We start from the raw sequence: 26,296 nt of genomic DNA, 5'->3' as shown, positions 1-26,296 counted from the left end.
AAATTTTGAATAATTTTTTGTAGATTTTACCACCTTTGCACTTTGAAAAACATACAAATGAAATTAAACCTTAAACGGCCGCTTGCTTTTTTTGACCTGGAAACAACGGGTACCAATATCGGAGTCGACCGCATAGTAGAAATATCCGTTATTAAAATGAACCCGGATGGAGGCGAAGAGGTTAAAACCTGGAAAATCAATCCTGAAATCCCGATCGCACTCGAATCGTCGCTGATACACGGCATTTACGAAGAGCACATCGTAAATGCACCTACCTTTAAAAACGCTGCTAAGGAAATAGCCGATTTTATAGGCGACAGCGACCTGGCCGGTTATAATTCCAACAGGTTTGACATACCGATGCTGATGGAGGAGTTTTTGCGTGTTGAGCATCCGTTTGATATCGAATCACGTCATTTTATCGATGTGCAGAATATATTTCACCAGATGGAGCAACGCACCCTGCGTGCTGCGTACCAGTTTTATTGCGGTAAGGATATTGTAAATGCTCATAGCGCCGAAGCTGATACACGTGCAACAATGGAAGTTTTGCTCGCCCAGATTGAACGCTATGCCGATACCGAATTTGAGGATAAAAAAGGCGTGAAAACCAAGCCCGTAGTAAACGATGTGGAGGGCTTACATAAATTTACCAACATGAGTAACCCGGTTGATTTTGCGGGCCGTATGGTGTATGACGAAACAGGCGCCGAAGTATTCAATTTTGGTAAACACAAAGGAAAAAAGGTTGAAGACGTGTTTAAGATAGAGCCAAGCTACTATGCCTGGATGATGCAGGGCGATTTTCCGCTGTATACCAAGCGCAAACTGGAGCAGATATACAAACGCTATAATGCGAAGAAGGACCAGGTTAAACCAGAGCAAAAGACCGCCGAACCTAAACAACAACCTAATCCGCAACCGGAAAATAAGAAGATCGATACACAAGTTGCAAAGAAACCATTTACGCCAAGGCCCAATAACCCGGCGTTTGTACCACGTAAAGAAAGAAAAGAAGAGCCGGCCAAACCTATCGATAACGATATGCTGAAACAACTGGCCGATAAATTTAAAAAAGGCTGATCAGTTTACGTGGGTAGGGTAAAAGGGTTTTTTGATCGGCCCTTCGTCGCTTAATAAAACATTAAGGTGCTCTGAACGGAGCACCTTTTTTATGCTCGTTTTTTTACCGTTAACCCATACCGTGCGTTGTATTAAACGAATACCGTGGCTGTAATCGGCCCAGGAGCTGAGGTGCCGTGCATACAGGGGTTGTATAGCTTTACCACTTTTTTTATGCCAGCCGTAAATTACGACATGAAAGGCCGAAGTGTCATTATATATCCGGTTGGAGATGATCACATCCTTTTTATCGCCTGCAACTAAAGCGCCGTGCATCAATTGATTACCTAAACTGTCCAGCTGCCGCCTCACGATTTCATTATGATGGACGAACACCGGCACCGTTGTCATAGCCGGACCCGGAAGTAGAGGCATTGGTGACAGTTTGATAGACGCGGTTGCATAGATGGCGTTTACCATTTTGCGTGTAGGCAAGCTGCATTTAAGCTTGTTAGCCACACGCTGTGCCAAAGCCGGCGTCATGGGGCAGTAAAAGTAATCGGTGTCGGTGCCTATGGCGATATAGTCGGGAATGGTGTAATAACTGATCTTAGCAGGTTTATTGTCAATCATTGCGCTGTCGGTAACCAATACGAGTTTGCGGTAAAACTCAGGTACGTTCCCCTTTTTGATGGCTTTAAAAATGATTTTTTCGCGTTTTGCAAGATTGATCCCGGTATCACTGATCGATGCCGCAAATTGACTGCCATTTAGTGCAGCGGGTTTTCTACCCCTTATTTTTAAGGTCTGAGCCTGTGCGTTTAATGCGATAAGGAGTATGCTCGCCAATAAAACTTTCAGCATGGCTTAATGAATTGGATATTTCGTTTGAGACCGCTGTATTTGGTGCGTTTAACAGCCGAACCCTTGAACACTTTTTTAAAGGTGTCTTCGGTAATTTCTTCCCAATCCTGTTTGGTCATGCCAAGCAGATCCGGATGCGGCTTGAAAGCAGGCTCCTGGTTCGTTACCGAAAAGCGGTTCCATGGACAAACATCCTGGCAAACATCGCAGCCAAACATCCAACCATCCATTTTATCCTTAAAAGCCGTGGGGATTTCGTTTTTAAGTTCGATGGTGAGGTATGAGATGCACTTGCTGCCATCCACCAAATAGGGGCCAACAATAGCCTCGGTAGGGCAGGCATCTATACAGCGGGTACAGGTGCCGCAATGATCGGCTGTAGGTAGAACGTCGTACTCCAACTCCAGATCGACGATCAGCTCGGCCAAAAAGAAAAACGATCCGGCGTTTTTATTAATGAGATTGGCGTTTTTACCAATCCAGCCCAAGCCGGCTTTTTTTGCCCAGGCCTTGTCTAATACCGGTGCCGAATCGACAAACACCCGGCCATTAACTTCACCGATGCTATCGGTAATCAGCTGAAGTAATTGCTTTAATTTGTCTTTAATTACATGGTGATAATCAGCACCATAAGCGTATTTTGAAATACGCGGTGCACCTTCGTCAGCTTGCTGATCGGATGTATAATAATTAAGGCTTAAACTGATGACCGATTTTGCCCCATCAACTAATAAACGCGGATCGAGGCGTTTATCAAAGTGGTTTTCCATGTACTGCATCTCGCCATGGAAACCATTGTTGAGCCAGGCTTCGAGCCTGGGAGCTTCCTCTTCCAGGAAACCGGCCTGTACTATGCCGCAATCCATAAAGCCAAGCTCGCGGGCCCAGTTTTTGATCAGTTTGGTATAGTTGGCTTTATTTTGCAGCATTTATGCAAAGATAGGCATAATGTAAATTCGTACCGAAACGGGCTTAATCATTTCTGGTTAAAGAAATCCATTTGCCGTAAAAATGATACCTGGTCGAAATAGGTAGCCTCATCAACAATTTTACCTGCCTTGATATGCATTACCGTACAGTTATTGAGGGTATACCGTTTACCCTGCATATAAGCCGGCGAACCGCCCTCGAGATTGATCATGGTACCTGTTGACGTATAGCTGATCACCGCCGAAGTATCGCTATAAATTACGTCGGTTATGGTGTATTTTAAATCGGGCGAGGTATGAAAGTAACGGGCATAAGCTTCGGTAACAGCTTCGGGGCCGATGTGGTTGCCATCCCAGCTGGCCGATCGTACTTTAGCATTCCCGGCGTAGTCTTTAGCTAACTCAACCAGGTCGTGTTTGTTTAGCGCTTCGAAATGATGCCTGATGATTAACTGCGAAGCAAGCGGTTGCGGTTTAAAGGCAAACAATAGCATGACAGTTGTCACTACTGCCGCAGGCAGGAAAGGTATTTTCATGGTAAGGGATTTACTAAAAAACTGATAAGTAAAGTTAGTAAAACCCTTGTATATTAGTTACTTGTTGCCGTGTTCTTCGCGCAATTGATTGTAGTATTTAAGCAGGGCCTCCATATCGCCAAGTTTATATTTTTTGTCGACTACCTTTTTCACGGCTTCGGGTTCGGCTGCTAAAACCTCGGTCATTGCGGCAACAAAGTTTTGTTTGGTTATTTCGACCATATCGCCCACTCCCGATCCGTAGTAGTAAACGGCGTGGGTACTGCCACCACCACCGCCAAATAAGCCGCTGCCCAGCGAAAGCCCCATGCCAATGCCGCCACCGTAGCCGCCGCCAATGCCTAAACCTGTTGATACAGAAGGTCGTACACCGCCGCCACGGCCTTCTTTACCGCGCTCGCTGCCATTAATGGTAAACAATTTCGTAGTATCGTTGATCACCACACGTAAAAAGTCCATATCGTATTTTGACCATGCGCCCACGCGCGGCGCCCGTGCCACAATAAAGCTGTCAACACCAACCACGAAGCCATGTATCATACTGGCGCTCAGTTTTTGCTTTTCGGCTTTATCGTTCTCTTTGAAGATAATATAGCCCTCATTAGGTACAGGGCCTTTGCCCGAAGTGTTTTCGTTGATCAGCCCTTCAACCTTTTGCCCGTTGATATCATAGTAGTAACCTTGCTTAAAATTACCGCCAAACATTTGCGCGTTAGCATTAACGGCCAGCAATAAGGTACATGCGAATGAAAGTATCCAAATTTTCATCGTAATAATCAATTGTTATATGCAGTGATAAACACCAAAACTGCTTAAATATTGTTTGGGTAACGGCCAAATTACAATTAGGTGGCAGGTATCAGCCCGTGGCGCAGCATAATCTCACCGATTATTTTCGGGTCGGGAGGCGTACCCGGAACAATTACTGCTTTTAACTCCCTGAAATAAGCGGGGCCGATCGATGCCGGGGTAAGTATGCAAAGTACTTTTGTTTCTTTGTCGGTAAAATTATCGTGGTAATGGGTCTGCCCGCGGGTAATAAACAAACGATCGCCGGGGCCGGTCTCGACAGTTTGCCCGTCAACAATCGAGGTCATGGTGCCTTCCAGTCCGTAAATGGCTTCGTCGACGTCGACGTGGTAATGAGCCACGGGTACTTTTGAGCCAGGCTTGATGCTGAATTCGAACATCACCATCTGGTTGTCGGTATCATCGCCATCTAACAGAAAATTCAACTGTAAACCACCAAGGGTGATCATTTCTTTAGGAGCTTTCATTGTAACAGGTTTGAGATAAAGGTTGGGTAAAATTATAAAAACGGCTGCAAATACAAATTAAATACCTAAAATTGGGCGACAGACACCAAGTTATTACTACAATGATTGTTGATTTAAGGAGCGATACCGTTACCAAGCCTACTCCGGCTATGCTGGAAGCCATGATGAATGCCAAAGTTGGCGACGATGTTTTCGGAGAAGACGAAACCATAAACGCTCTCGAAACCAAACTCGCGGCTATGTTTAACATGGAAGCCGGCCTGTTCTGCCCGTCGGGGACGATGACCAACCAGATAGCCATCAAATGTTTTACCCAACCGCTTGACGAACTGATAGCCGATCAAACAGCGCACGTGTACCGTTACGAAGGCGGAGGCATCGCTTTTAATTCAGGCGTTTCGACAAGGCTGTTATACGGCGATCGTGGCATACTGACCGCAGAAATGATAGAACCGGAGATCAATGCCGAGAATATCCACTTTCCGCATACCAGTTTGGTTGTTCTGGAGAATACCGTAAACAAAGGCGGCGGCAGCTGTTATACGCTTTCGCAGATAGCGCCCATTGCTCAATTATGTAAAGAACGCGGTTTAAAGCTGCATCTTGATGGTGCACGGATTTTTAATGCCCTGGTGCACACGGGCGATAAGGCTGCCGATTACGGGCAATACTTTGATGGTATTTCGGTATGCCTGTCCAAAGGATTAGGTGCGCCTGTCGGCTCGGTACTGTTGGCCAGCAAAGAAACCATTAAATATGCGCGCCGTATCCGTAAGGTAATGGGCGGCGGGATGCGCCAGGCAGGCTTCTTGGCTGCGGCCGGAATTTATGCGCTCGATCATCATGTGGAGCGTTTGAAGATCGACCATGCACATGCCGCGTTACTGGGTGCAGAACTTGCCAAACTGCCCTGGATAAGTAACGTAATACCTGCCGATACCAATATCTTGTTATTTGATACTGTAGAACCTGCGGAACCCGTGCTTAAAAAACTCGCAGAAAAAGGTATCAAAGCCAATGCTACCGACAAGCACCGAATCCGCTTTGTGCTGCATCTGGATGTGCACCCCGAGCAGGTGGAGTATGCTGTTTCCAGTCTAAAGTCCTTAGTATAGAGTCTTGAGTCAAAAAACTAAAATACTTTTGGCTCAAGACTTCAGGCTCCGGGCTCACGACTCCCTGTCCGCCGATTGCCTTTCGACCATCCAACCGGGGTATTCTTTTGATAATGCGCTTACTTCGTCGATGCGTTTCAGTTCGTCTGCGCTAAGCGTAATCTCAATGGATTTGATGTTATCCTGCAATTGGTCTGCCGTCTTCGCACCTATAATGGTACTGGTAATGCCCGGTTGCTGGCGTACCCAGGCCAAAGCTATCTGCGCTGCCGAAACATTGTGGCTTTTGCCGGTTTCGACGATGACATCAATGATATCGTAGGCTTTTTCCTTATTTACCGGCGGAAAATCAAAGTTATCCCGGCGGTTAGCACCACTTTTTGTGGAATTACGGGTGTATTTTCCCGAAAGGAAACCGCCTGCCAGCGGGCTCCATGGCATTACGGCCAGTTTTTGATCGGCTGCCATGGGTAATACTTCGCGCTCGATATCGCGCCCGGCCAGGCTGTAATAGTATTGCAGGCCTTCAAACTTGTTCCACCCGTGTAAAGCGGCAATACCTTGTGCCTTCATTACCATCCATGCCGGCCAGTTACATACAGAAATATAGCGTACTTTTCCTGTCAGTACAATATCGTTTAAAGCACGCATGGTTTCTTCAACAGGTGTTTTCGGATCGACGCCGTGGACATACAAAATGTCGATATGATCCAACTGTAACCGTTTCAGGCTTTCGTCAACCGACTGGAAAATATGGTAGCGCGACAAGCCCATATTGTTTTTGCTTTCGCTCATTTTTCCGCGAACTTTGGTTGCTATGACCAGGTCGTGCCGGTTAATGCCATTATCGATGATGGATTGTCCCAGCAAAGTTTCCGATTCGCCGTAAGAGTAAACGTTGGCCGTATCGATAAAGTTGATACCGGAATCGATCACGGTCTTCATCAGATCGTTCACTTCGGCCTGTTGAATTTTGCCTATGGCTTCCCACATGCCCTTACCGCCGAAAGTCATGGTACCGAAACAGAGTTCGGATACCAATAAGCCTGTATTACCGAAAAAGTTGTATTTCATAGTTGCAGATGTTTGGTTCGTGATGCTAATTTATGGCCTTTTAAGCATTTATAAAGCAGGATATCTGAAAATGAGAAAAGTATGATGCACTTGTTGAGTAAAAGCATTCAATCGTTGAATAGTACCACTAAAGCTTAGATAAATACCATAATTATGGATATAATAGTACCTAAATTTGTTTCGATGTTACAAAGCTATCCCATATACGATATTTGTTCGTTAGCACCTGGTAAACAGGATGATGTGCTCGTAAGCCGGTTTGCGCCATATCTCGAAGAGCATAAGAGCATGGTCTTCCCGCACAGGCACTCTTTCTATCACCTGGTACTTTTTACCAAAGGCGCAGGCACGCACACCATTGATTTTGAAACGTTTACAGTAAAACCTTTCCAGGTATACTTTATGATACCCGGGCAGGTGCATAGCTGGGATTTTGAAGGTTTCGCCGATGGCTATATTATCAATTTCTCCACCTCGTTTTTCCAGTCGTTTTTATTGCGGCCCGAATACCTGGATAGCTTTCTTTTTTTTTCCGGCGATTTGAAATCTGCGGTGATCGACCTGCCTGAAGATGTTCACCAGCAGGTAACTGATGTTTTTGAACTGATCATCAAAGAGGCGGCTTTGACCCAGGCAATGGCAACAGATATGCTGCGCACACTGATGCTGCAATTGTTTATCAACATCAGCAGGGTGCAAGGCGTTATCGAAATTAAGGGAGCCGCATCGTATAATTATACTTTGCTCAAAAGCTTCCAAAAACTGATAGAACAGCATTATACCGAGCTTAAGCATCCAAAGGATTATGCGCAACTGCTTTACATCACGCCCAACCACCTCAATGCCTTGTGTAAAGATCTGCTGGGTATGCAGGCAGGGGAGGTGATCCGTAACCGGGTGCTGCTGGAAGCCAAGCGGATGCTTACCAATCCGCAATTGAGCATTGCCGATGTAGCGCTCCAATTGAACTTTAGCGATAACTCTTATTTCACCAAGTTTTTCAAGAAATTAACCGGCACCACTCCCGAAGAATTCAGAAAGAACACTTTAAAATCAACATGATGAATACTACAGATAAACCACAGATCAAATTAGCCGCCTGGCCGGCCATCGTACACGCCAGATGCCCGCGCTGCCGCCAGGGTAATCTATTCGCCAATAGCATGTACGGCTTCCATTCACAAAAAATGAACAAAACCTGCAGCCATTGCGGCCTGACATACGAACGCGAACCGGGCTATTTTTATGTGGCCATGTTTGTGAGCTATGCCCTGAACGTTGCCGAAATGGTGACTGTTTGTGTGGCTACGTCGGTACTGACGGGCAGTATGAACCCCTGGTTATACGTGGGACTGGCACTGTCGGCTTCGGTTATCTTATCACCGTTCAATTTCAGGTACTCCCGCGTGGCTTTGCTGCACTGGTTAACCCCGGGCTTGCATTACCATCGGGAAAGAAGCCCCCTCTAAATCTCCCCCAGAAGGGGAGACTTTAACACCATTTTTAAGCCCTCCCTACCGGGGAGGGTTTGGGAGGGGCCATTATTCCCCCCGCTTTAAAGCGTACTTCTCGATCTTGCTGTACAGGTGGCTGCGCTGTATATCGATATCATCGGCAGTTTTTGATACGTTCCAGTTATTTTTTTCGAGTTTGAATTTGATATACTCACGCTCGGCAAAATCCTTATACTCCTGGAAGTTTTTAAACTGATCAAAATCGGGCTGGGCAATTGTATTGGTATTGGCAGTAACAGGCGCCGAAGGATTGGCGAACGACCGCACCTCAGCATCGGTAATTACTTTATCGCTCAGGATGATCAAACGTTCGATCATGTTGCGCAGCTCACGGATGTTACCCGTCCAGGGTAAGGCTTTCAGTGCTTCCAGCCCGGCTTCTGATATTTTCTTTACCGGGATGCCATACTCGCTGCAAATTTCCTCTAAAAAACTTTGCGACAGGATGCCGATATCGTCCCGGCGTTCGGTCAGCGGCGGCACATGGATCAGGATCACGCTCAGGCGGTGGTACAGGTCCATACGGAAGTTACCGGCTTCGATCTCTTTAAGCAGGTCTTTGTTGGTTGCAGCTATCACGCGAACGTCAACATCTATTTCTTTTTCGCCTCCTACGCGGGTTATCTTGTTCTCCTGTAGGGCGCGCAGTACTTTAGCTTGGGCCGACTGGCTCATATCGCCGATCTCATCCAAAAACAAAGTACCTCCGCTGGCCGACTCGAATTTGCCTATACGTTGCTTGATAGCCGAAGTAAACGAACCTTTTTCGTGGCCGAACAGTTCGCTCTCGATCAGTTCAGACGGGATAGCCGCACAGTTTACCTCGATCAGCGGTGCGTTGTTGCGGTGCGATTTTTCGTGCAGCCAGCGGGCTACCAGCTCTTTTCCGCTGCCGTTTGCACCAGTGATCAATACCCGGGCATCAGTAGGGGCAACCCGGTCGATAGTTTCCTTGATCTTAGATATTGCCTGCGATTCGCCTAAAATCTCCCTTGTTTTTGATACTTTGCGTTTTAAAACCTTGGTTTCGGTAACCAGCGACCCGCGATCGAGCGCGTTGCGTACCGTAATGAGTAAACGGTTCAGATCGGGTGGTTTCGAAATAAAATCGAACGCGCCTTTTTTGCTGGCCTCAACGGCGGTCTCGACCGTACCGTGGCCCGATATCATGATAAACGGCAGATCGGGCCTTAGCGCCAACCCTTCCGACAGTACTTCCATACCATCCATCCGGTTCATTTTGATATCGCATAAAACCAGATCGTAGTCGGTTTTCTGCATCATCTCCAAACCATCAATACCGTTATCTATGTCATCAACCTGGTAATCTTCGTATTCTAAAATTTCACGGAGTGTATTACGGATAGCGCGTTCATCATCAATTATCAGGATTTTAGCCATAAGGTCGTCGTTGTATTAACTGCTAAGTTAAAATAAAATGTATAGTAAATTAAACACTTTTGGTGATTTAACCTTTTAACAACATTTACAGGCTTATGTTTTGAGAAGTATAGAAAAATAAGACCTCTTTTCCGTTTTTTGGAAAAAGAGGTCTTTAATTCCAGTAGCAAACCTGTAAGCCGGGTTCTGTTTCCCGGTTAAACCGGGACCTCTATCATTTATCTGGGCCGGGCATTGCTGTCAGGCTCTAACAACCTACCCATTACAAATACCGGTGCAGGGCACCGGAAGGGAGCGGGCAGCTCCGCTTTTGTAACCTATTTGGTTTTTCAACTCCTGGGGTTTACCGCAATGCATGTTACCATACAAGGCCGTGAGCTCTTACCTCGCGTTTTCAACCTTACCCCGGCATAATACCGCGGCGGTATATTTTCTGTGGCACTTTCCGTCGCCAACTGGCGGCGCCTTCCCGTTAGGAAGCAGGATGCCCTGTGTTGCCCGGACTTTCCTCCGCCCCGAAAGGCAGCGATAGAGCGGTTTGCTTTGCTGCAAAGATACTCTTTTTAGATTACACCGATGATAAAAACGATTGCGCCGATTATTTAGGCGTTTCCCTACGCGGGCCGCGCTTTTCCTGCCCGTCCGGCAGGCGGGCGCTCATACGCCTTCAGGCTTTAGCCACAGGCCCACCCTGAGCCCGTCGAATGGGCCGGTATCCCTGCCCGTCCGGCAGGCGGGCGCTTCAATCGCTAACGCGGGTTCTCGTGCTGAACCATCTTCTCCACCTCTGCATTAAAGTTGACCTTTGTAACCCCTGCTTCTTTTTCCAGCGCCTTAAAGAAACCGGCGTTGTCGGGCTCTTTTTTTCCGCTGCATATCAGCGCCATAACCGCCTCGAACCCCTTTTCTTTTTCTACTTTCTCGGCTATCAGCGCGTCTATCACGTAATCGGTATACAGCGGCGCCCTGGCATCGCCAAACCGGCTATGCGCGGTAAAAATGGATAACCAGTCGTGATTCGTGCCCGCAAATGCCTTAAACTTTTTAAAGATATCCGGCCAGCTGATATCCCAGCTGCCACCGTGCAAATAGGCAGTGGCTTCGTCCATCGGGCGGTTGATGACATCGGTTGATGCCACGTGATGCAAACGGTTATGCCACAGGTCGTGCAGGTCATAGGCTGCGTACTCCGTTGGCTGTGCGCCGATGACGTGCAGATTGTTACCGCCCTCAAATGTCGAAAGGTGTGCGAAAGGCAGGCTGTTATATTCCTTTTTATAGTCGATGCCTAATAGTTCAAGGGCATCCACCGTGTTATCGCAATAGTAAACTTCGGTAGTATAATTTTGCGCGTGCAACTGCTTATCAAACGCCATGGCTTTGGTTACATAAGTATCGAGCTTGCTAACCTTGTTGTTAGTGTTGCGGTAGACGATGAAACTCCCGGTTTTTTTAACCTGCCAGCCACGCGTATTCCGCTTTAGCGGACTGTCAAAGTAATACTGCTCATCCCGCCTTTGCGCGATCAGCTTAAAACCCGCCCTTAAAACCGGAGCGCCGGCATCAACACCCATGTACGCAAGCTGTATAACGTAACTATTGCTATCCAGCGGTACTATATTGGTCAAATAACATTTATAAACGCCTTTTTTATCCGCGCCTGCATCTGTCATACCTTTCATTTCATCCATCAAAGCAGCGGCGGTGAGCAGGTTTTCTTTCAGCACCATGCTGTTATCTTTGTCGGGTTTAGGCAGCTGGATCAAAAAATTATTCAGGTTGTCGATCAACCGCACCGAATCCGCAGGGAGCTTTAAGTTTTTCGGCAAATACACTGCCTGGCTGCAGCAAATAACATAAAGCAATAACCCCGGTAGGGTACAGATAGATTTTTTTAGCATAATGTGATAAAATAAGGCAAGCTAACTTACAGAATATCCGCTGTTTTACAATAGTTTAACAGCAAGTATATTATAAATGCTTTACCTTTAAATACCTTTTCAAGTTGCTTCAACTAAATAATAATGCACTATGAGAATCGTCAAAGTAACCTACACCGCCAAAGCCGGTTTTGTGGCCCAGAATCAAATCAATATCCAGGCCGTAATGGCCGACCTGCGGAAGCTGAACTCGCCGGGTATTATGTACCATTGCTGTTTAAGTCCCGACGGGCAAACGTTTATCCATACCGCTTTCCAGGAAAACGAAGCAGCGCAAAAACTGCTGAACGAACTACCGTCTTTTATCCACTTTCAGCAACAGCTTAAAGCCCACGGTTTAGAAGAGCCACCCAAACAGGAGTTGCTCACTTTGGTAGGCTCGTCGAAAGAGTTGTTTTGAGATGGAAAGTGCAAGTATCTCCGCGCGTAATTCCAAACGGCACTGAAGCAATCTCCACAAAGGACATTCGGATAGTTCATCCCCGAACTTAACAGAATGCAAGTTTCACTAAACCAATGACCAATGAACCAGTGAACAAATCAAACAAACGGACATAGGTATTCTTCGGTATTTTCACGTATTTTTTATTGAAAACTTCGTTTAAAGCCCAAATTCGGGCTTTTTGTGTTTTTAGCACCGATGAAACACATCGGTATGACATAGGTATCACATCGGTATGCCGATGTCTTGCGTATCTTACGCTCGTTTGTAACGAGTGCTTCACATGTCAGGCTTCAAAACATCATAAAAACACATGCTTTGCATACCGTAGCTTCAGAAAAGGCATGGGTATTTATGGGTATTTTAAACGAATTTTACCTAAAATATGCCTTGAAACGCCATAAAGGCACTTTTGTATAATTTAACACCCATCAAATACATGGGTATCGCATGGGTATTAATGGGTATACCCCTGTATGCGATCGGATCAAAGAACTTTAGCCGAAACCGGCTGAATTGCATAAATATACGGTTTTTTGGTGGGACAAGCAAGAAAACAGTAACTACTGGTCAAAGTTTAACGCAGCGTAACTCAGACCTATAATGTGTTAAGCTTCCAACTCAACCAAGCAGAATGCTTGCACAATGTTAAGTCGAAATTTTTAAACTTCGACCAGTAGTGAGAAATTCACTATAATAGTATAACGAAGGAAACTCTAAAATTTTATAACAAATGCAAAAAGTTGTTTTTACAAATAAAATTTATTACATTTTATTGATAGCATATATTCTTATATTGTTGGTTTACAACGTATTCGTGTCTGTGATGGGCAAAAATGTTTTAGGCCTTATACCTATTTGTATCCAGTCTTTGGTATTGATCTTTATAATGACAAAAAACAAATATGCCAAACAAGTTATTTTAATTTGGGTAATCGTGTTTTTGGTAATAGGTAGTCTATTACAAATTTTAGGTACTGTGCTTGATGAAGATAAGCACATATTCGGTGATGCCAATTTCTATCAATTTTTAAATCAGCTTGTAACGCTCATTATAGGTGTCTTAATTATCACTTTTTCTACGACAATTAAACGGGTCGGATTCGAATAATCAAATTGAGTTTTTTTCTTCCTGCCATAACGCAAGTCTTGTGCGGTAGCTGCGGAGCTGCTGACTTGTGATTTTAACAAGCTCCTATAACTCCACAAACACCCTGCTATTCGAAGTCTCTAAGTTTAACGTAATGTAACTTCCGCTGTTTCGAAGTCGTAGACTTCGGATAGCTAGCGAAAGGCCTTTATTCTTCGGTAAATACCCTAAAAATCTTCTTCTTATAATCCCATACTATGATAGCGGGATCCGAAGCTCCAATGCCATTCCGGGAAGGAATAAATAAACTAAATGAGTCATTTTTCATCATTTCGATCTTATAACCGAAAAAATTTTCTTTCGCAGCACTCATATCAAATCCTTTGGTGTTTCGCCAAACAGTATTGTTTATAAAGTACAGCGTGTCTATTTTTCCTCTATCTTGTTTGACGATGGTTAATTTATAGAATATATCGGTTCTGTAAGGGCCCTCATCATGATAGTCAGAAATGTACACCTTGCCTAATATATTTCCGCGATCATCTTTAAGTATATGAACCAGCTTTGAATTGTTAAAGTGATTTTTCTGTGCTTTAGATGGAATAACTCCAATTAACACAAGAGTTAGTACCAGTAATACTCCAATGTAAAATTTCATAAGGTATAGATATCAATATTTTCAAATATACCTTTTTACTATCTTATAAGATATTTTCTGATAATGCACGTTTTGTGCATCTGTTTTTGATCACCTGTGATTTAACAGCCCCTACAACTCCACAAACACACTCTTCAACCCCGTACTCGCCACGCCCACCACACTTTTACCCTTACGGGTATCAACCGATATCTGCGCGCGGCCGTTATAAGCCTGCACCTTGCGCGAGCCGGTCGAGGTGCCCAGGTCATCCAGTAAAATACCGTCCCCGGCAAGGGAGAAATTGATCCAGTTAGCGGCGTCGAGGCATTGGATGTTGCTGGCGTCGTACAGTTTTACCTGTACGGTAGCTATGCCGTCCTTTTCGCCTATCTTTTCCATCACCAGTTTGGCGGGTTTGCCCCATTTATCGGTTTGGTATTGTTGATCAAGTTCATCAGTTATTACAACCTTACCTTTTTTGGCGATTACCTTGATATGGTTATCGCCCTTATTAAATACTACATTCCAGCGCAAGCCGGCAGCCGGGAAATCCTGGCTGTTGCGTTTTTTAGTGCCGTAGCTTTTGCCGTTCACCCACAGTTCGGCTTCGTCGCAGTTCGAAAATACTTTCACCATTTTTTCTTCACCGGCATCGCCCCAGCGCACGGGCCAGGTATGCCCGTAAATATGCGCCATCGGTTTATTGCTCCAGTACGATTGTACTACGTAATATTCTTCTTTCGGTGTTTGGTCGTGCGCTACAACGCCTTTCTGGTTAATGAACGGCACCGGGTTATCGGGGCGCAGCGGCGTAGCAAAATCTTTAAATGTCCAAAAGGCGGTTCCGGTTAGCCAGGGCATGTTTTCCTGCTCCTTTAGCGTCCAGTCGAACAGGTTGCAGATATAGCTTTCGCTCCAGTCGCCGTCTTTCGAGTAGCTTACCTCAACTTTAGTGGTATCGCCCGGTTTTTTATTTTTAGGTTTTACATATTCCGGGTTTTCCGAAAAGCGGAACTGGTGGCTGTCGCCGCCCCATTCCACATGTAAAAAATGCTTGACCGATTTATAGCCTTTTTCTTCCAGGTCTTTATAGTTGGTATATAAACCTTTACCGTACCAGCCGGCCCAAATGGTAGGCGAGTATACATCCACAATATCCTTGCAAAAATCGCAGCGGCGGATGGCCGTTTTGCGCGATGGGTCGAGGCGGTGCGCCAGGTCGTTCTGTTCGCTCATAAAGGTGCGGATCTTTTGCTTGTCGAACTCCTCAAAATCGCCTGGCCAGTCGTTCTCGTTACCCAGGCTCCAGATGATGATGGCCGGATGGTTATAATGCTGCTCGATCATATTGGTGAGCATACTGCGTGCCTGGTTTTTATACACATCGCCGCCAAGGCCGCCGCGGCACCAGGGCGTTTCTTCCCAAACTAAAAGGCCCAGGCTGTCGCACAGGTCGAGCACCAGTTTTGATTGCTGGTAATGCCCCAAACGGATAAAATTGGCGCCCATATCTTTGATCATCTGCAGGTCGATGCGCGTCATATCCTCGGTCATGGCCGCGGCCACACCGGCCTGGTCGGCATGCAGGTGTGTGCCCTGCAGCAATAACCGTTTGCCGTTCAGCATAAACGGGCCGTTATCCACAAACTCAAAATTGCGGAAACCCACTTTTTCGGTTTGTTTCACAGTTCCCGCATCGCTTGTTACGGTCACATCAACCGTATATAATTGTGGGCTGGCGGGCGACCAGATCACCGGGTTTTTTATGGCAAACAAGCCCACCGGTTCATCGGCGCTCAGGCTGGCAAGCTTGCTGCTGTTCTGATTGATCACTTTGCCATGCGGGTCGGTGATCACCACCTGCACATTGGCCAAGGCAACCTTCTCCGGATTGTAAAAACGGGCTTTAATATTTAGTTTGCCCATTTTGCCATCTTTATCTACTTCCGCAGCAGCGAAAACTTTATCTAACGAAAGGGCAGGAGCATAAACTAAACTCAGGTAGCGGTACAAACCCCCATACACGCAAAAATCCGACATGCGCGAAGGGATGCTCTCCACATCGCGAGAGTTGTCGCAGCGTATCTCTACAGGTACTTTGCCGTTAAATCGCTTGGTAAATGCCTCCGTCTTTTTAAAAGCAGCCACGGCATCGGTAATATCAACCGTCCACTCATCGTAACCGCCCAAATGCGAGCCTACTTTGGTGGTGTATATATACACATCCGTTTTCTGCCCGGCGCCTTCAAAGTGTAACAAAGTTCGGCCGTTGGTATACGGGTTCTGGATATCGAGTTTGGTGCGATACCATCCCGGGCCCTGGTAATAATTCCCCGCAGGGTCAACAGCATCGCGGCTGTTAAAGCAATGCGGCAGGGTAACCTTTTCCCAGACAGGTACACCTTCGGGGTTATCGGGTGCGGGTATCGGGCGAACAGCTTCCCAAACACTGCCAAGGTCTTGTTTTATAAATTCCCAATTGTTGGTGAGATGTATCCTTTGCTGAGCTAATGCAGGATAAAATCCGGCAAAGAAAGATAATAGTACTAAAAGGCTTTTTTTTGCAGACGACATTTGATGCGGAAATCGGTTTATAGCCGCAAACTAAACATTTTTAAAGCAGCAATAAAAGTAAGTGTGATTAGTACACTAAAACTGCCAAAATAGTTTACTGATAAGCTAATTTCGCATAATATTGAAGCTGGTTGATTGCCGTGGCAGTTGCGGAAAGGCCGATATAGAAGGTACGATCAAAAAATGTATTTTTGCCGCAACATCACAGCGTAAATTAACCCTTATGACGAACCTAAATCCTCTTAAAAAAGCATGGGCCGAGCCTGTCATCATCATCATATCTTCGGCAAGTATCGAGGCCGTTAAAGCACACCCATCGGTACACGAAAATACCGGTCATGTTAACGCCAGTTTTCCAAGCTATTTTAATTCGGCTCTTAACGGCAACGGTTTTAAAGGGACCAGGTCGAGTGCTGCCTCGTAAAAGCTTTAGCGATTGGCAGGTTTTATATAATGTGCCGGATCGAAAATAGCCGGGTCAAGGCCGGCAACCGCCTTCACATCGTAATAGCTTTCAACCTGTACCAGTTTATCGTTGATGTAAAAATGTACCTTAGTTTCTGTCCAGGCGTTATCCAGTTTTAAATGATCATCGAATAAGGCTTCTTCCTTTGTGCCCTTATTAAACTCAATCATCCGCACCAGGTAAAAGTTCTCCTTGTCTATCCATAACTGGCTTACTTTCAGGTCGCCTTTCGCGGCACCTATCACGTACACAGGCTTATCTTTCCAAATATCTTCGTGTGCCTGGTTAACATCGTAGCCAAGGTTTTTAAGTTTATCCATAGTTTGGGCTAAAGGATAAGAATATAAGCCGCCCAATAAAAATATCAGATCGTTGCCTTGTGCTGCAGCTGTTTTGAGTTGGCCGGCAGTGATACGGTAAGTAGAATCACCACGGAAGATAATGGAATTATTATCAGCCGGCGGCTCAATGTCGATGCGCAATTTATCAGGATACAGCATTGATTCGCGCCAGGTTTGTTTTGACCGCAGGGTATCGTTACGGTAGCGTTCGGTAGTTTGCTTAAACGTTAATGCCCGGTGCCATTTGCCGGCATATTTGGCATACATCATCTTCAAAACATCGGTACCGGTAAGCACCGGTTTCGCCGAGGAAGAGAGCAGGATTATTACCGATCCGATCAAAAATTGCCTGATTTTCATTATTGGTGATATTGCTGATTAAATATAGCTGTTTAAAATTAAATGTTGCTTGCAAGCCTCAGTTAACCTAAATTATAATTTACTTTGCGCCGTTGAGTTTTCTATCCTCAATTTATGATCTGTTATGACTTATTGCTTAGGCATCAAAGTAAAAAAGGGCCTGGTGGCCATTGCCGATACCCGCATTACCAGTGGTACCGATGTGACCATTAAAAAGAAACTATCGGTGTTTCAAAAAGAGAACTGTTCCCTGTTTATCATGACGAGCGGTTTGCGCTCGGTACGCGATAAGGCCATTGTTTATTTTGACGAGTTATTGGAGAAAGAATCCGACAGTTACGATAAGCTCTATAAAGTGGTTAATGCCTTTGGCGAACAGGTGAAACGCGTAGCTATCGAAGATAAGGACTCGCTCGAGAAATCGGGTTTTAAGTTTAACCTGAACACCATTATCGGCGGGCAGATGAGGGATGACGAGGAGCATAAATTGTTCTTACTCTATCCCGAAGGCAACTGGGTTGAACTGGGCGAGGGCGCGCCTTACGTGATCATCGGTAACGCGGCCCAGGGCAAGGCTATACTTAACCGGAGCCTTACTACCAACTCGAGCCTCAAGCTGGCTTTAAAAGCAGGCTTCCTGTCGTTCGATTCAACGCGCATCAGCGCTGCCGATGTGGATTTCCCGATTGATATCGCCCTTTACGAGAACGGCAGCTTTAACATGATTGAGCAGCATTACGAAAAGGAAGATCTCGAAAGGGTTTCGGCCCAATGGGATAAGCAATTAAAATCGGCCCTGAAAAAAGTATCAAACCAATGGATGGACACTGCGTTTAATAAACTCGGCAAAGCCAACAGAAAACGCAAAAAAAAGAATGAAATTTAAAGTAGCAGGTCAGTTAGGGTACGACGTAAAAGGCCCGTCAACGTTCATATTAAATATCCATGCCCTGCGTACATCGGCACAAACCGTGCTCGAAGAATCTTTCCATATCGAGCCATATTTTAAGATTGAAGAACTAAACCCTTTACAGGGCGAGAACCGCTATGTGCGGATAGAGGTACCCGAGCCCTGCTTCGTTAATATTAATTACACTGCCCTTGTCGATACGTCCTATAAAAAAATGGATGGTAAAGTGCTCGACAGCGTACCTGTAATGCAGCTCGATCCATCGGTTTTGCCTTACCTGTACCCAAGCCGCTACTGCCAGTCGGATAAGCTGCACCGCTTTGCCAACAGCCGTTTTGGCAAGATCAATAATGCTTTCGAAAAAGTACTGGCGCTCACCAAGTGGATACACGATAATGTGGAATACCTGAGCGGATCGACCAACTCGCAAACATCGGCTTACGATACGGCTACCGAGCAGGCCGGCGTTTGCCGCGATTTTGCACACCTGGGCATAGCGCTTTGCCGTACGCTGGATATCCCGGCAAGGTATTTTACCGGCTATTGCCACCAGCTAAAACCACAAGACTTCCATGCCTGTTTCGAAGCCTTTTTAGGTGGCGAGTGGGTGATATTTGATGCCACGCACCTGGCCCCGTTAAATGGTTTGGTTAAGATTGCCACCGGCCGCGATGCTGCCGATACCGCCATTGCTACCATATTCGGCAATGTGGTATGCAGTTCAATATCCGCAGGTTGCGAGTTAGCCGATGAAGCCGTATTTGAGCCCGTTTATTACGATGGTAAAAAACATTTCGGTTTGACCTATATGTGATCAGGTGAGTGGTGAGTAGTCAATGATGAGAGGCTTGGTTAAAACCGTTTGTTTTTTGGTGGGTAGGTGTCGCCTGATAGGTTTTTAATTCAAAACAAACTTCACAACAGGTAAAGTTTACTAACCATTCACCACTCACTATTAAGCTATCTGCACATCCTCCAATACCTTTCCGTTTTCGCATTTGATGATGCGCGAGGGGAAAGCCCGGATGATCTGGTAATCGTGCGTAGCCACCAGCACAGCAGTACCAGCCTGGCTGATCTGTTTCAGGAGCATCACCAGGTCCTCGGATGTTTCGGGGTCAAGGTTACCTGTCGGTTCGTCGGCCAAAATGATTTCAGGGTCGTTCAGCAACGCACGGGCAACTACTACACGTTGCTGCTCGCCACCCGATAGCTCATGCGGCATTTTATTGATCTTGGAGCGCAGGCCCACTTTTTCGAGCACGTCTTTGGTGCGTTCGGTAATCAGGTTCTTATCTTTCCAGCCGGTAGCTTTCATTACAAACTCCAGGTTCTGGGCCACGGTACGGTCTGTCAGTAACTGAAAATCCTGGAAAACTATCCCCAGCTTGCGGCGCAAAAAAGGCACTTCTTTATCGGTAAGTTTTTTCAGATCGTACCCGCAGGCATGGCCCTCGCCGCTGTTAATATGCAGATCGCCGTAAATAACTTTCAGCAAACTGCTCTTGCCCGAGCCGGTTTGCCCTATCAGCCACACAAAATCGCCTTTATCCACATGCAGGTCAACGGCCGAAAGTACCAGGTGTTTTTGCTGAAAAACATCAACATCTTTGAGTTTGATAACAGAATTACCGATCATATCACAGTTCCAGTTTTAGTATCTGCCCAAAAGGCAGCTCTTTTACAACATTCATTATATACTCGGCCTTGTCAGCCAGGCCAACTTTGTCGAGCGATTTATCCGGCCTGTCGATCCTGAAATAAGCCAGCAGGGTAAACTTCTCATCGCGCAGCTGTACATAATCGGGTATTTTGGCAACGCCTTTTACTTTGATGATATACATTTTGTAAGCTTAAAGCTAAAAGCACAAAGCTTAAAGCTATAATTCAAAGGTAGCAATCCGTTTAATAAGTAGGGAGTGAAATTATAAACATTGGGTTTTACCTGATTTCGAATTTATTAAAAGCGTACATCCTGTAACGAATAGTTCCGTTAAAGCAATCCCCGGTTGGCACAGCAGCTTTGCCGGTTATTTTTACTTTTGAATTTTTACTTTTTTGCTTTTAATCGGGCGTTGCCTGCGGCCCGCGCTATCCCTGCCCGTCCGGCAGGCAGGCACTCATACTGCACAAGGCATTAGCCACAGGGCGGGTATCCGTTTCTATCGCTAACGCAGGAAAACCCGGCCGATAATTATCATTACCGGGTTTTCTTTGCTTTTTATGTCTGTCAGTACTCAAGCGCCCGCTGCAAACGGCGATTTTCTAATATATCGTTTATCATCAATCTGACTGATCAGAAAGTCAGCCAGATCACTGGTATTGATGCTTTCGCCCGGGCAATCTTGCAAACTGTTGGTTACCCCGTTTTTTTCGTCACTTTGTACAATCATTGGTACCCGCACCATAGTCCAGTCCACAACACTTGCGGCCACTATCTCATAAGCTCGTTGCTTATCTGCAACCACGGCCGGAAAATTGTTCCGCATCCAATCAGATTTGGCAATGTTCGCCGCGTTCTTATTGTCGCCCGGCACATCAATGTTCATCCCGCAAACAAAAATGTAGCGTTTAATGCCGTATTCTTTCATTACCGCAAGAATATTTGTGGCCGCTAAAGCCGATATCAGCGGTTCGCCCTGAGTTTGCCCCAGGGTACTGAGTACAGCATTGCAACCTTTTAGTATCTTTTGGATAGCTGCTATGTTTTGGATATCGCCCTTTACAATACTAAGTGCAGGGTGGGAGGGCGCGAAATTTTCGGGTGTGCGCACAAGCGCATTAACGGTGTAGCCGTTTTTTAAAAGTTGCTGAACGAGGTATTTACCGGCTTTGCCGGTACCGCCGATAACGGCGATGGTTTTATGTTGGTTCATGAGTTTTGTCGTTAAAAAAATAATTGAAATAGCCTGTATCGGCAAGCAATACAAGGCCAGCGGGACAGAGATTCCCGTGTTAATAGCTTTTCAATATTTTATTTAAGACAGTAAGATGCTGCTAAGATACAAATAGTATGGCGATCTAAAGCGTATTCAAAAACGCCATCGTATCCACACCATCGGCATAGTCCCACAATTTAGGTTTCTGGCTTTCGCCAAAGCCGACTACTTGGTTATCAAGGTGCAGCTCCGTTTCACTTACAATACATTGTATCTGCTCACTTAATCCGGCAAGGCGTATTTGTGCGTCGTCAAGGTCGTTATAATATTCAAAATATAATACTGCCAGGGGCGAGGCCAGGCGCTCGTCTTCCTTCACGAGTAAAAAACCATTGTCCAGGTGCTTGTCGCCGTTTACCAGGTAGATAGATTTGTTGTAATCGTAATTATTGCGGTATTTATGATGGTTGATAATATCCGCATGTGGCTCTATCGCTTCAAAGAAGGGGACAAAATCGTAGGCTTTAGGTACCCACAGCTTCGATACATTGCGGCATCCCAGGCCAAAAAAATCGAAGATATCATGTCCCAGTAAGAACAGTTGTTCTGTGCTTTCTATACCGGTAAGTACGGTCACACTGTTGCGGTTTTTGCGGATAATGTGCGGCACTTTGCCGAAATAGTACTCAAAATATCGCGAAGTATTGTTACTGCCGGTAGCTATCACCGCGTCAAAATTGGCCAGCCGTTCCACAAAGCTAAAGCTCCCCGCGAACTCAGGCGCAATCTCCACCAGCATGTTCAAAAGATGTTTAATCAACCTTGCATCCTGGGTCGAAGCCTTGATCATAGCGTGGTGCCTCGATACTAAAACGCACAACACATCGTGAAAACCCACTAATGGAATATTACCGGCGAGTATCAGTCCTACGTTTTTTGAGCCCTGAGCCTGGAGTCCTGAGTCTTGAGCCGGTTTTTCTGACTCCGGGCTCCGGGCTCCAGGCTCAGGGCTTAACCACACGGCAAGATCCTCCCGGTTCAGCATACCGCCAATGGCTTTCACAGCGTTCATCGTATTCAGCGGGGTGAACCATGCGTTATAATGTTGTTCGGTCTCAATCAGGGCCCTGAGGGCTTCGTCGGGGTTGTTTAATTTGTCGCCCAGTTGCGAAAGTCTATCAATTAAGTATATTTTTTTTGCTTGTGACATATTAATGGCATTGGATGAAACTCCAAAACAGATTTTTTGTTATATTTGCGGCTTAAAGCCCGAGGGCAAAGTTAATTTAGTTAGATATATATTTTAAGAACATGGCTATAAAAATCACTGACGAATGCATCAACTGCGGAGCTTGTGAGCCTGAATGCCCAAACAACGCTATTTATGATGCAGGCGCAGCGTGGCGTTTCTCTGATGGTACCGATTTGAAAGGTATTATTGACTTTGGCGATGGTAACACTTTAAATGCCGAAGAAACTCAGGCAGCTTTGAGCGACGATGTTTATTATATAGTACCCGATAAATGTACCGAGTGCGTTGGTTTTCACGATGAACCGCAATGCGCCGCCGTTTGCCCGGTTGATTGCTGTGTGGATGATGAAGATGTGCGCGAAACCAAAGAAGAACTGCTGGCCAAAAAAGAATGGCTGCACATACAGGGATAAGTTTTTTATTTTGATAAATAGTAAAGGGAGTGCATCAGGTATGTGTTCCCTTTTTTTATTTTAGCGATATGGAATATGGAATAGCAAATTTGGCGATAGCGCCTTTGCGTGCACAACCCAAACATGCCGCCGAGCAGGTTTCGCAGCTGTTATTTGGCGAAACTTTCGAGATCATGGAGCGTTTTGAGAACTGGCTGCGCGTTATCAATGCGTTTGACGGTTACGAAGGCTGGCTCAACGAGCTGCAATATGCGTCCATCGATGCCGAAACTTATCAAAAGCTATCGCAAAATAAACCGGTTACCACGCGCACTTTTGCTACCGCCGCCTTAAAGGAGGGGGATAGCTCTATCATCTACCTGCCGTTTGGCAGTACCCTGCCGTTTTTAAATAACGGCAAGATCACCGCAGGCAATGAAACCTTTACGGTAGATACACAGGGTAATGTAGATACGTTACTTGAGATTGCCTATTCTTTTATCAACAGCCCATATCTTTGGGGCGGCCGTACCCATTTTGGTATCGATTGTTCGGGCTTTGCGCAGGCTGTAATGCGCACGCAGGGCGTTAGCCTGCGCCGCGACGCCTGGCAACAGGCCGAGCAGGGCGAGGTGGTCGACTTTTTGCAGAACGCCACCCTGGGCGATCTTGCCTTCTTCGATAACGACGAAGGCCGTATCACCCACGTGGGCATCATGCTCAACAACGAAATGATCATCCATGCCTCCGGTAAAGTAAAGATTAACCAGATCGACGGCCAGGGCATTTACGCACCCGAGCAGAAAAAATATACCCATAAGCTGCGGATCATTAAGAGATATTTGTGATTGCACCGATTGAAAAATGATTACACCGATTCGAAAAACATCAGTGAATCAGTGCAACCCAAACAAAAAATACCAGCCTGCCCAAAATGACAAACTGGTATTCAATCAAACTATAGTAAAACAATCTTATTATTGATTTCACCGATTGCGTATGGATTCCACTGATTTTTATCGGTGGAATCATTTTTTACAATCGGTGTAATCCTAAAATCACATCGCTTCCGATACCACCTCGGTGACCTCAGGCACCATGCGTTTCAGCAGGTTCTCGATGCCCGATTTTAAGGTGATGGTTGATGACGGGCAGCCGCTGCACGAGCCACGGAGTTCTACAGTTACCACACCATCGTTAAACGATTTATAACTTATCGCGCCGCCGTCCTGTTCAACAGCCGGCCGCACGTAATCCTGTAATATCTGCTGTATTTTAATTTCGGCCTCGGTACCTTCAAAAACAACATCCTCCTGCTCTTTTAATTGTACCAGTAATTCCGACTCAACGGCGCCTTTTACAAACTCTTTCACAATCGGTTCCAGGTCGCTCCAGTCGCTGCCTTCGGTTTTGGTAACCGTAACAAAGTTGCTGGCGAAGAACACACCGTTCACAAACGAGAATTTAAACAGCTCTTTAGCGAATGGCGATTTTTCGGCGCTCTCTTTAGTAGGATAGTCAACACTGCCGTTGATCAGCAACTTGTTCACGATGAACTTCATGGTTGCGGGGTTCGGTGTCGATTCGGTATATACGTTGATATTCATGACTTTTCTTAAATAAGGATAAACAAAATTACTCAGCTTTTTTCAGTTTCAAACACTCCGCCGGTAGTATGACCTGTAAATGACCGAGCCCCGTCTAAATCTCCCCCTGCAGGGGGAGATTTTTTAAGCCCGCTCTTCCGAAGAGGGTTTGGGTGGGGACTATATCCCCGTATACGTCGCCGGGCTAATCATCCTGATCTCCGCCTTAACCTCTTCGCCAACCTGTAATGTCTCCACAAAATCGGCAATCGTAGCGGCGTTGATCTCCTGGTTGGTACGGGTCAATTCTTTTAGCGCTTCGTATGGGTTTGGGTAGCCCTCGCGGCGAAGGATGGTTTGTATCGCTTCGGCAACTACGGCCCAGTTTGCTTCGAGGTGCGCGTTTAACGCAGGTTGGTTCAGCAGCAATTTTCCCAGGCCTTTCATGGTCGATTTCATCGCGATCAGTGTGTGAGCCACCGGCACGCCGATGTTACGTAACACGGTCGAGTCGGTCAGGTCACGCTGCAGGCGAGATATCGGTAGTTTTGCCGCCAAATGCTCAAACAAGGCGTTAGCAATACCCAGGTTGCCTTCGGAGTTCTCAAAATCAATCGGGTTAACCTTATGCGGCATGGCCGATGAGCCGATCTCGCCCGCTTTGATCTTCTGCTTAAAATAATTCATGGATATGTAGGTCCACATATCCCGGTCGAGATCTATCAAAATGTTATTGATACGTTTCAGCGCGTCGCAATGTGCGGCAAAATTGTCGTAATGCTCAATCTGTGTGGTATGCTGCGAGCGTTTTAGCCCCAGAATATCGTTTACAAAATGATTGCCGAAAGCTTTCCAGTCGTGCTCCGGGTATCCCACAAAATGCGCATTAAAATTCCCGGTAGCACCACCAAATTTTGCGGAGTAAGGTATTTGCGCGAGCAAGTCGAGTTGAGCTTCGAGTCGTTCCACAAAAACCATAATTTCCTTGCCGAGCCGTGTGGGTGATGCCGGTTGCCCGTGCGTGTGTGCCAGCATAGGCACATCTTTCCATTCGCCGGCATAGCTTCTTAACTGATCGGTCACCGCTTTGATGTTCGGCAGGTAAACTTCGTCGATAGCCAGTTTAAATGAGTAAGGTATAGCCGTGTTATTAATATCCTGCGATGTTAAACCAAAGTGTATAAACTCTTTGTACTCCGAAAGGCCAAACTCATCGAACTTGTTTTTGATGAAATATTCTACGGCTTTTACATCGTGATTGGTTATTTTTTCGGTGTCTTTGATAGCCTGGGCATCACTCTCCGAAAAATTTTGGTAGATATCCCGTAACTTTTTAAAAAGTGGTCTGTCAAAATGCTGCAGTTGAGGCAGCGGTATTTCGCACAACGCTATAAAATATTCTATCTCAACAAAAACCCGGTATTTGATCAGCGCGGCTTCTGAAAAATAAGGCGAAAGTTCTTTGGTAGTGTTATGATAACGGCCATCCACAGGTGATACCGCCGAAAGTGGTGAAAGCATTTTGATCGGTGATTTTTTCGCAAATATAGCAAATTAGCCAGCCTCTTCTAAGCTCATAAACAGTAAACTTTAGCTTTTCCGAATTGTCAGCTTAACGTAATGATAATATTTGGAAACTTTGAAATCGAAAA

Annotated in this window: 28 protein-coding genes and 1 other RNA gene; 11 read left to right on the top strand and 18 right to left on the bottom strand. The window is 45.8% G+C overall.

All coding sequences use genetic code 11. From position 1 onward, the window contains the following. Positions 1-57: 57 nt before the first annotated feature. On the top strand, positions 58-1,083 hold the full coding sequence (locus tag BEL04_RS04935; protein WP_066000824.1) for a 3'-5' exonuclease: 1,026 nt from the start codon (positions 58-60) through the stop codon (positions 1,081-1,083). Here BEL04_RS04935 and BEL04_RS04930 read toward each other — a convergent pair whose 3' ends face one another. From BEL04_RS04930 to BEL04_RS04910, 5 genes are all read right to left on the bottom strand, one after another. Continuing rightward, entirely contained in the window at positions 1,084-1,926 is an 843-nt protein-coding gene (locus BEL04_RS04930) for a hypothetical protein (protein ID WP_066000823.1), read from the bottom strand. Further along, positions 1,920-2,855, bottom strand: a complete 936-nt coding sequence (queG, locus tag BEL04_RS04925; protein ID WP_066000821.1) for a tRNA epoxyqueuosine(34) reductase QueG — start codon at positions 2,853-2,855, stop codon at positions 1,920-1,922. The genes BEL04_RS04930 and queG overlap by 7 nt, the downstream gene beginning before the upstream one ends. A gap of 47 nt (positions 2,856-2,902) precedes the next feature. Beyond that, positions 2,903-3,391 carry an ester cyclase gene (locus BEL04_RS04920; protein ID WP_066000820.1) on the bottom strand — a complete coding sequence of 163 codons (489 nt, stop codon included), beginning with the start codon at positions 3,389-3,391 and terminating at the stop codon, positions 2,903-2,905. Positions 3,392-3,448: 57 nt separating this feature from the next. Continuing rightward, the gene (locus BEL04_RS04915; RefSeq protein WP_066000819.1) at positions 3,449-4,159 is read right to left on the bottom strand and encodes a hypothetical protein; all 711 of its coding nucleotides are present in this window, start codon (positions 4,157-4,159) and stop codon (positions 3,449-3,451) included. 77 nt (positions 4,160-4,236) lie between these two features. Further along, positions 4,237-4,668: a cupin domain-containing protein gene (locus BEL04_RS04910; RefSeq protein WP_066000818.1), complete on the bottom strand. Its 432-nt coding sequence runs from the start codon at positions 4,666-4,668 to the stop codon at positions 4,237-4,239. 101 nt (positions 4,669-4,769) lie between these two features. Here BEL04_RS04910 and BEL04_RS04905 point away from each other — a divergent pair, with 101 nt between their 5' ends. Continuing rightward, complete coding sequence (locus BEL04_RS04905) at positions 4,770-5,783, top strand: low specificity L-threonine aldolase (protein ID WP_066000815.1); 1,014 nt, start codon at positions 4,770-4,772, stop codon at positions 5,781-5,783. 54 nt (positions 5,784-5,837) lie between these two features. Here BEL04_RS04905 and BEL04_RS04900 read toward each other — a convergent pair whose 3' ends face one another. Next, positions 5,838-6,857 (bottom strand): aldo/keto reductase, encoded by a 1,020-nt coding sequence (locus tag BEL04_RS04900; protein ID WP_066000812.1) that lies wholly within the window; start codon positions 6,855-6,857, stop codon positions 5,838-5,840. A gap of 153 nt (positions 6,858-7,010) precedes the next feature. On the opposite strand from BEL04_RS04900, the gene BEL04_RS04895 reads away from it, so the two are divergent. Both BEL04_RS04895 and BEL04_RS04890 read left to right on the top strand, forming a co-directional pair. Then, positions 7,011-7,919, top strand: a complete 909-nt coding sequence (locus BEL04_RS04895) for an AraC family transcriptional regulator (RefSeq protein ID WP_254659527.1) — start codon at positions 7,011-7,013, stop codon at positions 7,917-7,919. Further along, positions 7,916-8,326 (top strand): DUF983 domain-containing protein, encoded by a 411-nt coding sequence (locus BEL04_RS04890; protein WP_371327578.1) that lies wholly within the window; start codon positions 7,916-7,918, stop codon positions 8,324-8,326. The genes BEL04_RS04895 and BEL04_RS04890 overlap by 4 nt, the downstream gene beginning before the upstream one ends. 72 nt (positions 8,327-8,398) lie before the next feature. On the opposite strand, the gene BEL04_RS04885 is transcribed toward BEL04_RS04890, so the two are convergent. The 3 genes from BEL04_RS04885 to BEL04_RS04875 all read right to left on the bottom strand — a co-directional run bounded on the left by BEL04_RS04885 (position 8,399) and on the right by BEL04_RS04875 (position 11,673). Further along, positions 8,399-9,772 carry a sigma-54 dependent transcriptional regulator gene (locus BEL04_RS04885; protein ID WP_066000806.1) on the bottom strand — a complete coding sequence of 458 codons (1,374 nt, stop codon included), beginning with the start codon at positions 9,770-9,772 and terminating at the stop codon, positions 8,399-8,401. A gap of 159 nt (positions 9,773-9,931) precedes the next feature. Further along, positions 9,932-10,317: RNase P RNA component class A (gene rnpB, locus BEL04_RS04880), an RNA gene on the bottom strand. Positions 10,318-10,521: 204 nt separating this feature from the next. Next, positions 10,522-11,673, bottom strand: a complete 1,152-nt coding sequence (locus BEL04_RS04875; RefSeq protein WP_066000804.1) for a hypothetical protein — start codon at positions 11,671-11,673, stop codon at positions 10,522-10,524. Positions 11,674-11,803: 130 nt separating this feature from the next. Between BEL04_RS04875 and BEL04_RS04870 the strand changes: the two genes are divergently transcribed. Next, positions 11,804-12,112 carry a hypothetical protein gene (locus BEL04_RS04870; protein ID WP_066000803.1) on the top strand — a complete coding sequence of 103 codons (309 nt, stop codon included), beginning with the start codon at positions 11,804-11,806 and terminating at the stop codon, positions 12,110-12,112. A gap of 775 nt (positions 12,113-12,887) precedes the next feature. After that, entirely contained in the window at positions 12,888-13,265 is a 378-nt protein-coding gene (locus BEL04_RS24165) for a hypothetical protein (protein WP_066000801.1), read from the top strand. Between the two features lie 187 nt (positions 13,266-13,452). Here the strand turns inward: BEL04_RS24165 and BEL04_RS04860 are convergent, their stop codons facing one another. Continuing rightward, positions 13,453-13,902 (bottom strand): hypothetical protein, encoded by a 450-nt coding sequence (locus BEL04_RS04860; RefSeq protein ID WP_066000799.1) that lies wholly within the window; start codon positions 13,900-13,902, stop codon positions 13,453-13,455. Between the two features lie 111 nt (positions 13,903-14,013). Further along, on the bottom strand, positions 14,014-16,458 hold the full coding sequence (locus tag BEL04_RS04855) for a glycoside hydrolase family 2 TIM barrel-domain containing protein (RefSeq protein WP_066000797.1): 2,445 nt from the start codon (positions 16,456-16,458) through the stop codon (positions 14,014-14,016). Positions 16,459-16,681: 223 nt separating this feature from the next. On the opposite strand from BEL04_RS04855, the gene BEL04_RS04850 reads away from it, so the two are divergent. Beyond that, positions 16,682-16,882 carry a hypothetical protein gene (locus BEL04_RS04850; protein WP_139112918.1) on the top strand — a complete coding sequence of 67 codons (201 nt, stop codon included), beginning with the start codon at positions 16,682-16,684 and terminating at the stop codon, positions 16,880-16,882. 5 nt (positions 16,883-16,887) lie between these two features. On the opposite strand, the gene BEL04_RS04845 is transcribed toward BEL04_RS04850, so the two are convergent. Beyond that, a complete protein-coding gene (locus tag BEL04_RS04845) occupies positions 16,888-17,625 on the bottom strand; it encodes a hypothetical protein (protein WP_066000792.1) in 738 nt (245 codons plus the stop codon). A gap of 124 nt (positions 17,626-17,749) precedes the next feature. Between BEL04_RS04845 and BEL04_RS04840 the strand changes: the two genes are divergently transcribed. After that, entirely contained in the window at positions 17,750-18,511 is a 762-nt protein-coding gene (locus BEL04_RS04840; protein ID WP_066000790.1) for a peptidase, read from the top strand. After that, complete coding sequence (locus BEL04_RS04835) at positions 18,501-19,349, top strand: transglutaminase family protein (protein WP_066000788.1); 849 nt, start codon at positions 18,501-18,503, stop codon at positions 19,347-19,349. Before BEL04_RS04840 ends, BEL04_RS04835 begins: the two co-directional genes overlap by 11 nt. 141 nt (positions 19,350-19,490) lie before the next feature. On the opposite strand, the gene BEL04_RS04830 is transcribed toward BEL04_RS04835, so the two are convergent. The 4 genes from BEL04_RS04830 to BEL04_RS04815 all read right to left on the bottom strand — a co-directional run bounded on the left by BEL04_RS04830 (position 19,491) and on the right by BEL04_RS04815 (position 22,624). After that, positions 19,491-20,174: a cell division ATP-binding protein FtsE gene (locus tag BEL04_RS04830; protein WP_066000786.1), complete on the bottom strand. Its 684-nt coding sequence runs from the start codon at positions 20,172-20,174 to the stop codon at positions 19,491-19,493. A gap of 1 nt (position 20,175) precedes the next feature. Then, entirely contained in the window at positions 20,176-20,379 is a 204-nt protein-coding gene (locus BEL04_RS04825; RefSeq protein ID WP_066000783.1) for a fructose-6-phosphate aldolase, read from the bottom strand. Positions 20,380-20,772: 393 nt separating this feature from the next. Then, positions 20,773-21,411, bottom strand: coding sequence for an NAD(P)-dependent oxidoreductase (locus BEL04_RS04820; RefSeq protein ID WP_066000781.1), 639 nt, complete (start codon positions 21,409-21,411; stop codon positions 20,773-20,775). Positions 21,412-21,556: 145 nt separating this feature from the next. Then, entirely contained in the window at positions 21,557-22,624 is a 1,068-nt protein-coding gene (locus BEL04_RS04815) for an acyl-CoA reductase (protein WP_066000780.1), read from the bottom strand. Positions 22,625-22,725: 101 nt separating this feature from the next. On the opposite strand from BEL04_RS04815, the gene BEL04_RS04810 reads away from it, so the two are divergent. Then, positions 22,726-23,079 (top strand): 4Fe-4S dicluster domain-containing protein, encoded by a 354-nt coding sequence (locus BEL04_RS04810; protein ID WP_066000774.1) that lies wholly within the window; start codon positions 22,726-22,728, stop codon positions 23,077-23,079. A 68-nt stretch (positions 23,080-23,147) separates the two neighbouring features. Further along, complete coding sequence (locus tag BEL04_RS04805) at positions 23,148-23,906, top strand: C40 family peptidase (protein ID WP_066000773.1); 759 nt, start codon at positions 23,148-23,150, stop codon at positions 23,904-23,906. Between the two features lie 210 nt (positions 23,907-24,116). On the opposite strand, the gene BEL04_RS04800 is transcribed toward BEL04_RS04805, so the two are convergent. After that, positions 24,117-24,665, bottom strand: a complete 549-nt coding sequence (locus BEL04_RS04800) for a NifU family protein (RefSeq protein WP_066000771.1) — start codon at positions 24,663-24,665, stop codon at positions 24,117-24,119. A 159-nt stretch (positions 24,666-24,824) separates the two neighbouring features. Beyond that, the gene (gene purB, locus BEL04_RS04795) at positions 24,825-26,165 is read right to left on the bottom strand and encodes an adenylosuccinate lyase (RefSeq protein ID WP_066000769.1); all 1,341 of its coding nucleotides are present in this window, start codon (positions 26,163-26,165) and stop codon (positions 24,825-24,827) included. Positions 26,166-26,296: the final 131 nt, after the last annotated feature.

Origin of the sequence: Mucilaginibacter sp. PPCGB 2223, from assembly GCF_001705515.1 — a bacterium.
Classification (GTDB): Bacteria; Bacteroidota; Bacteroidia; order Sphingobacteriales; family Sphingobacteriaceae; genus Mucilaginibacter.
The sequence above is the reverse complement of the archived record's forward strand: the minus strand, read 5'-3'. Positions and strand labels throughout refer to the sequence as shown.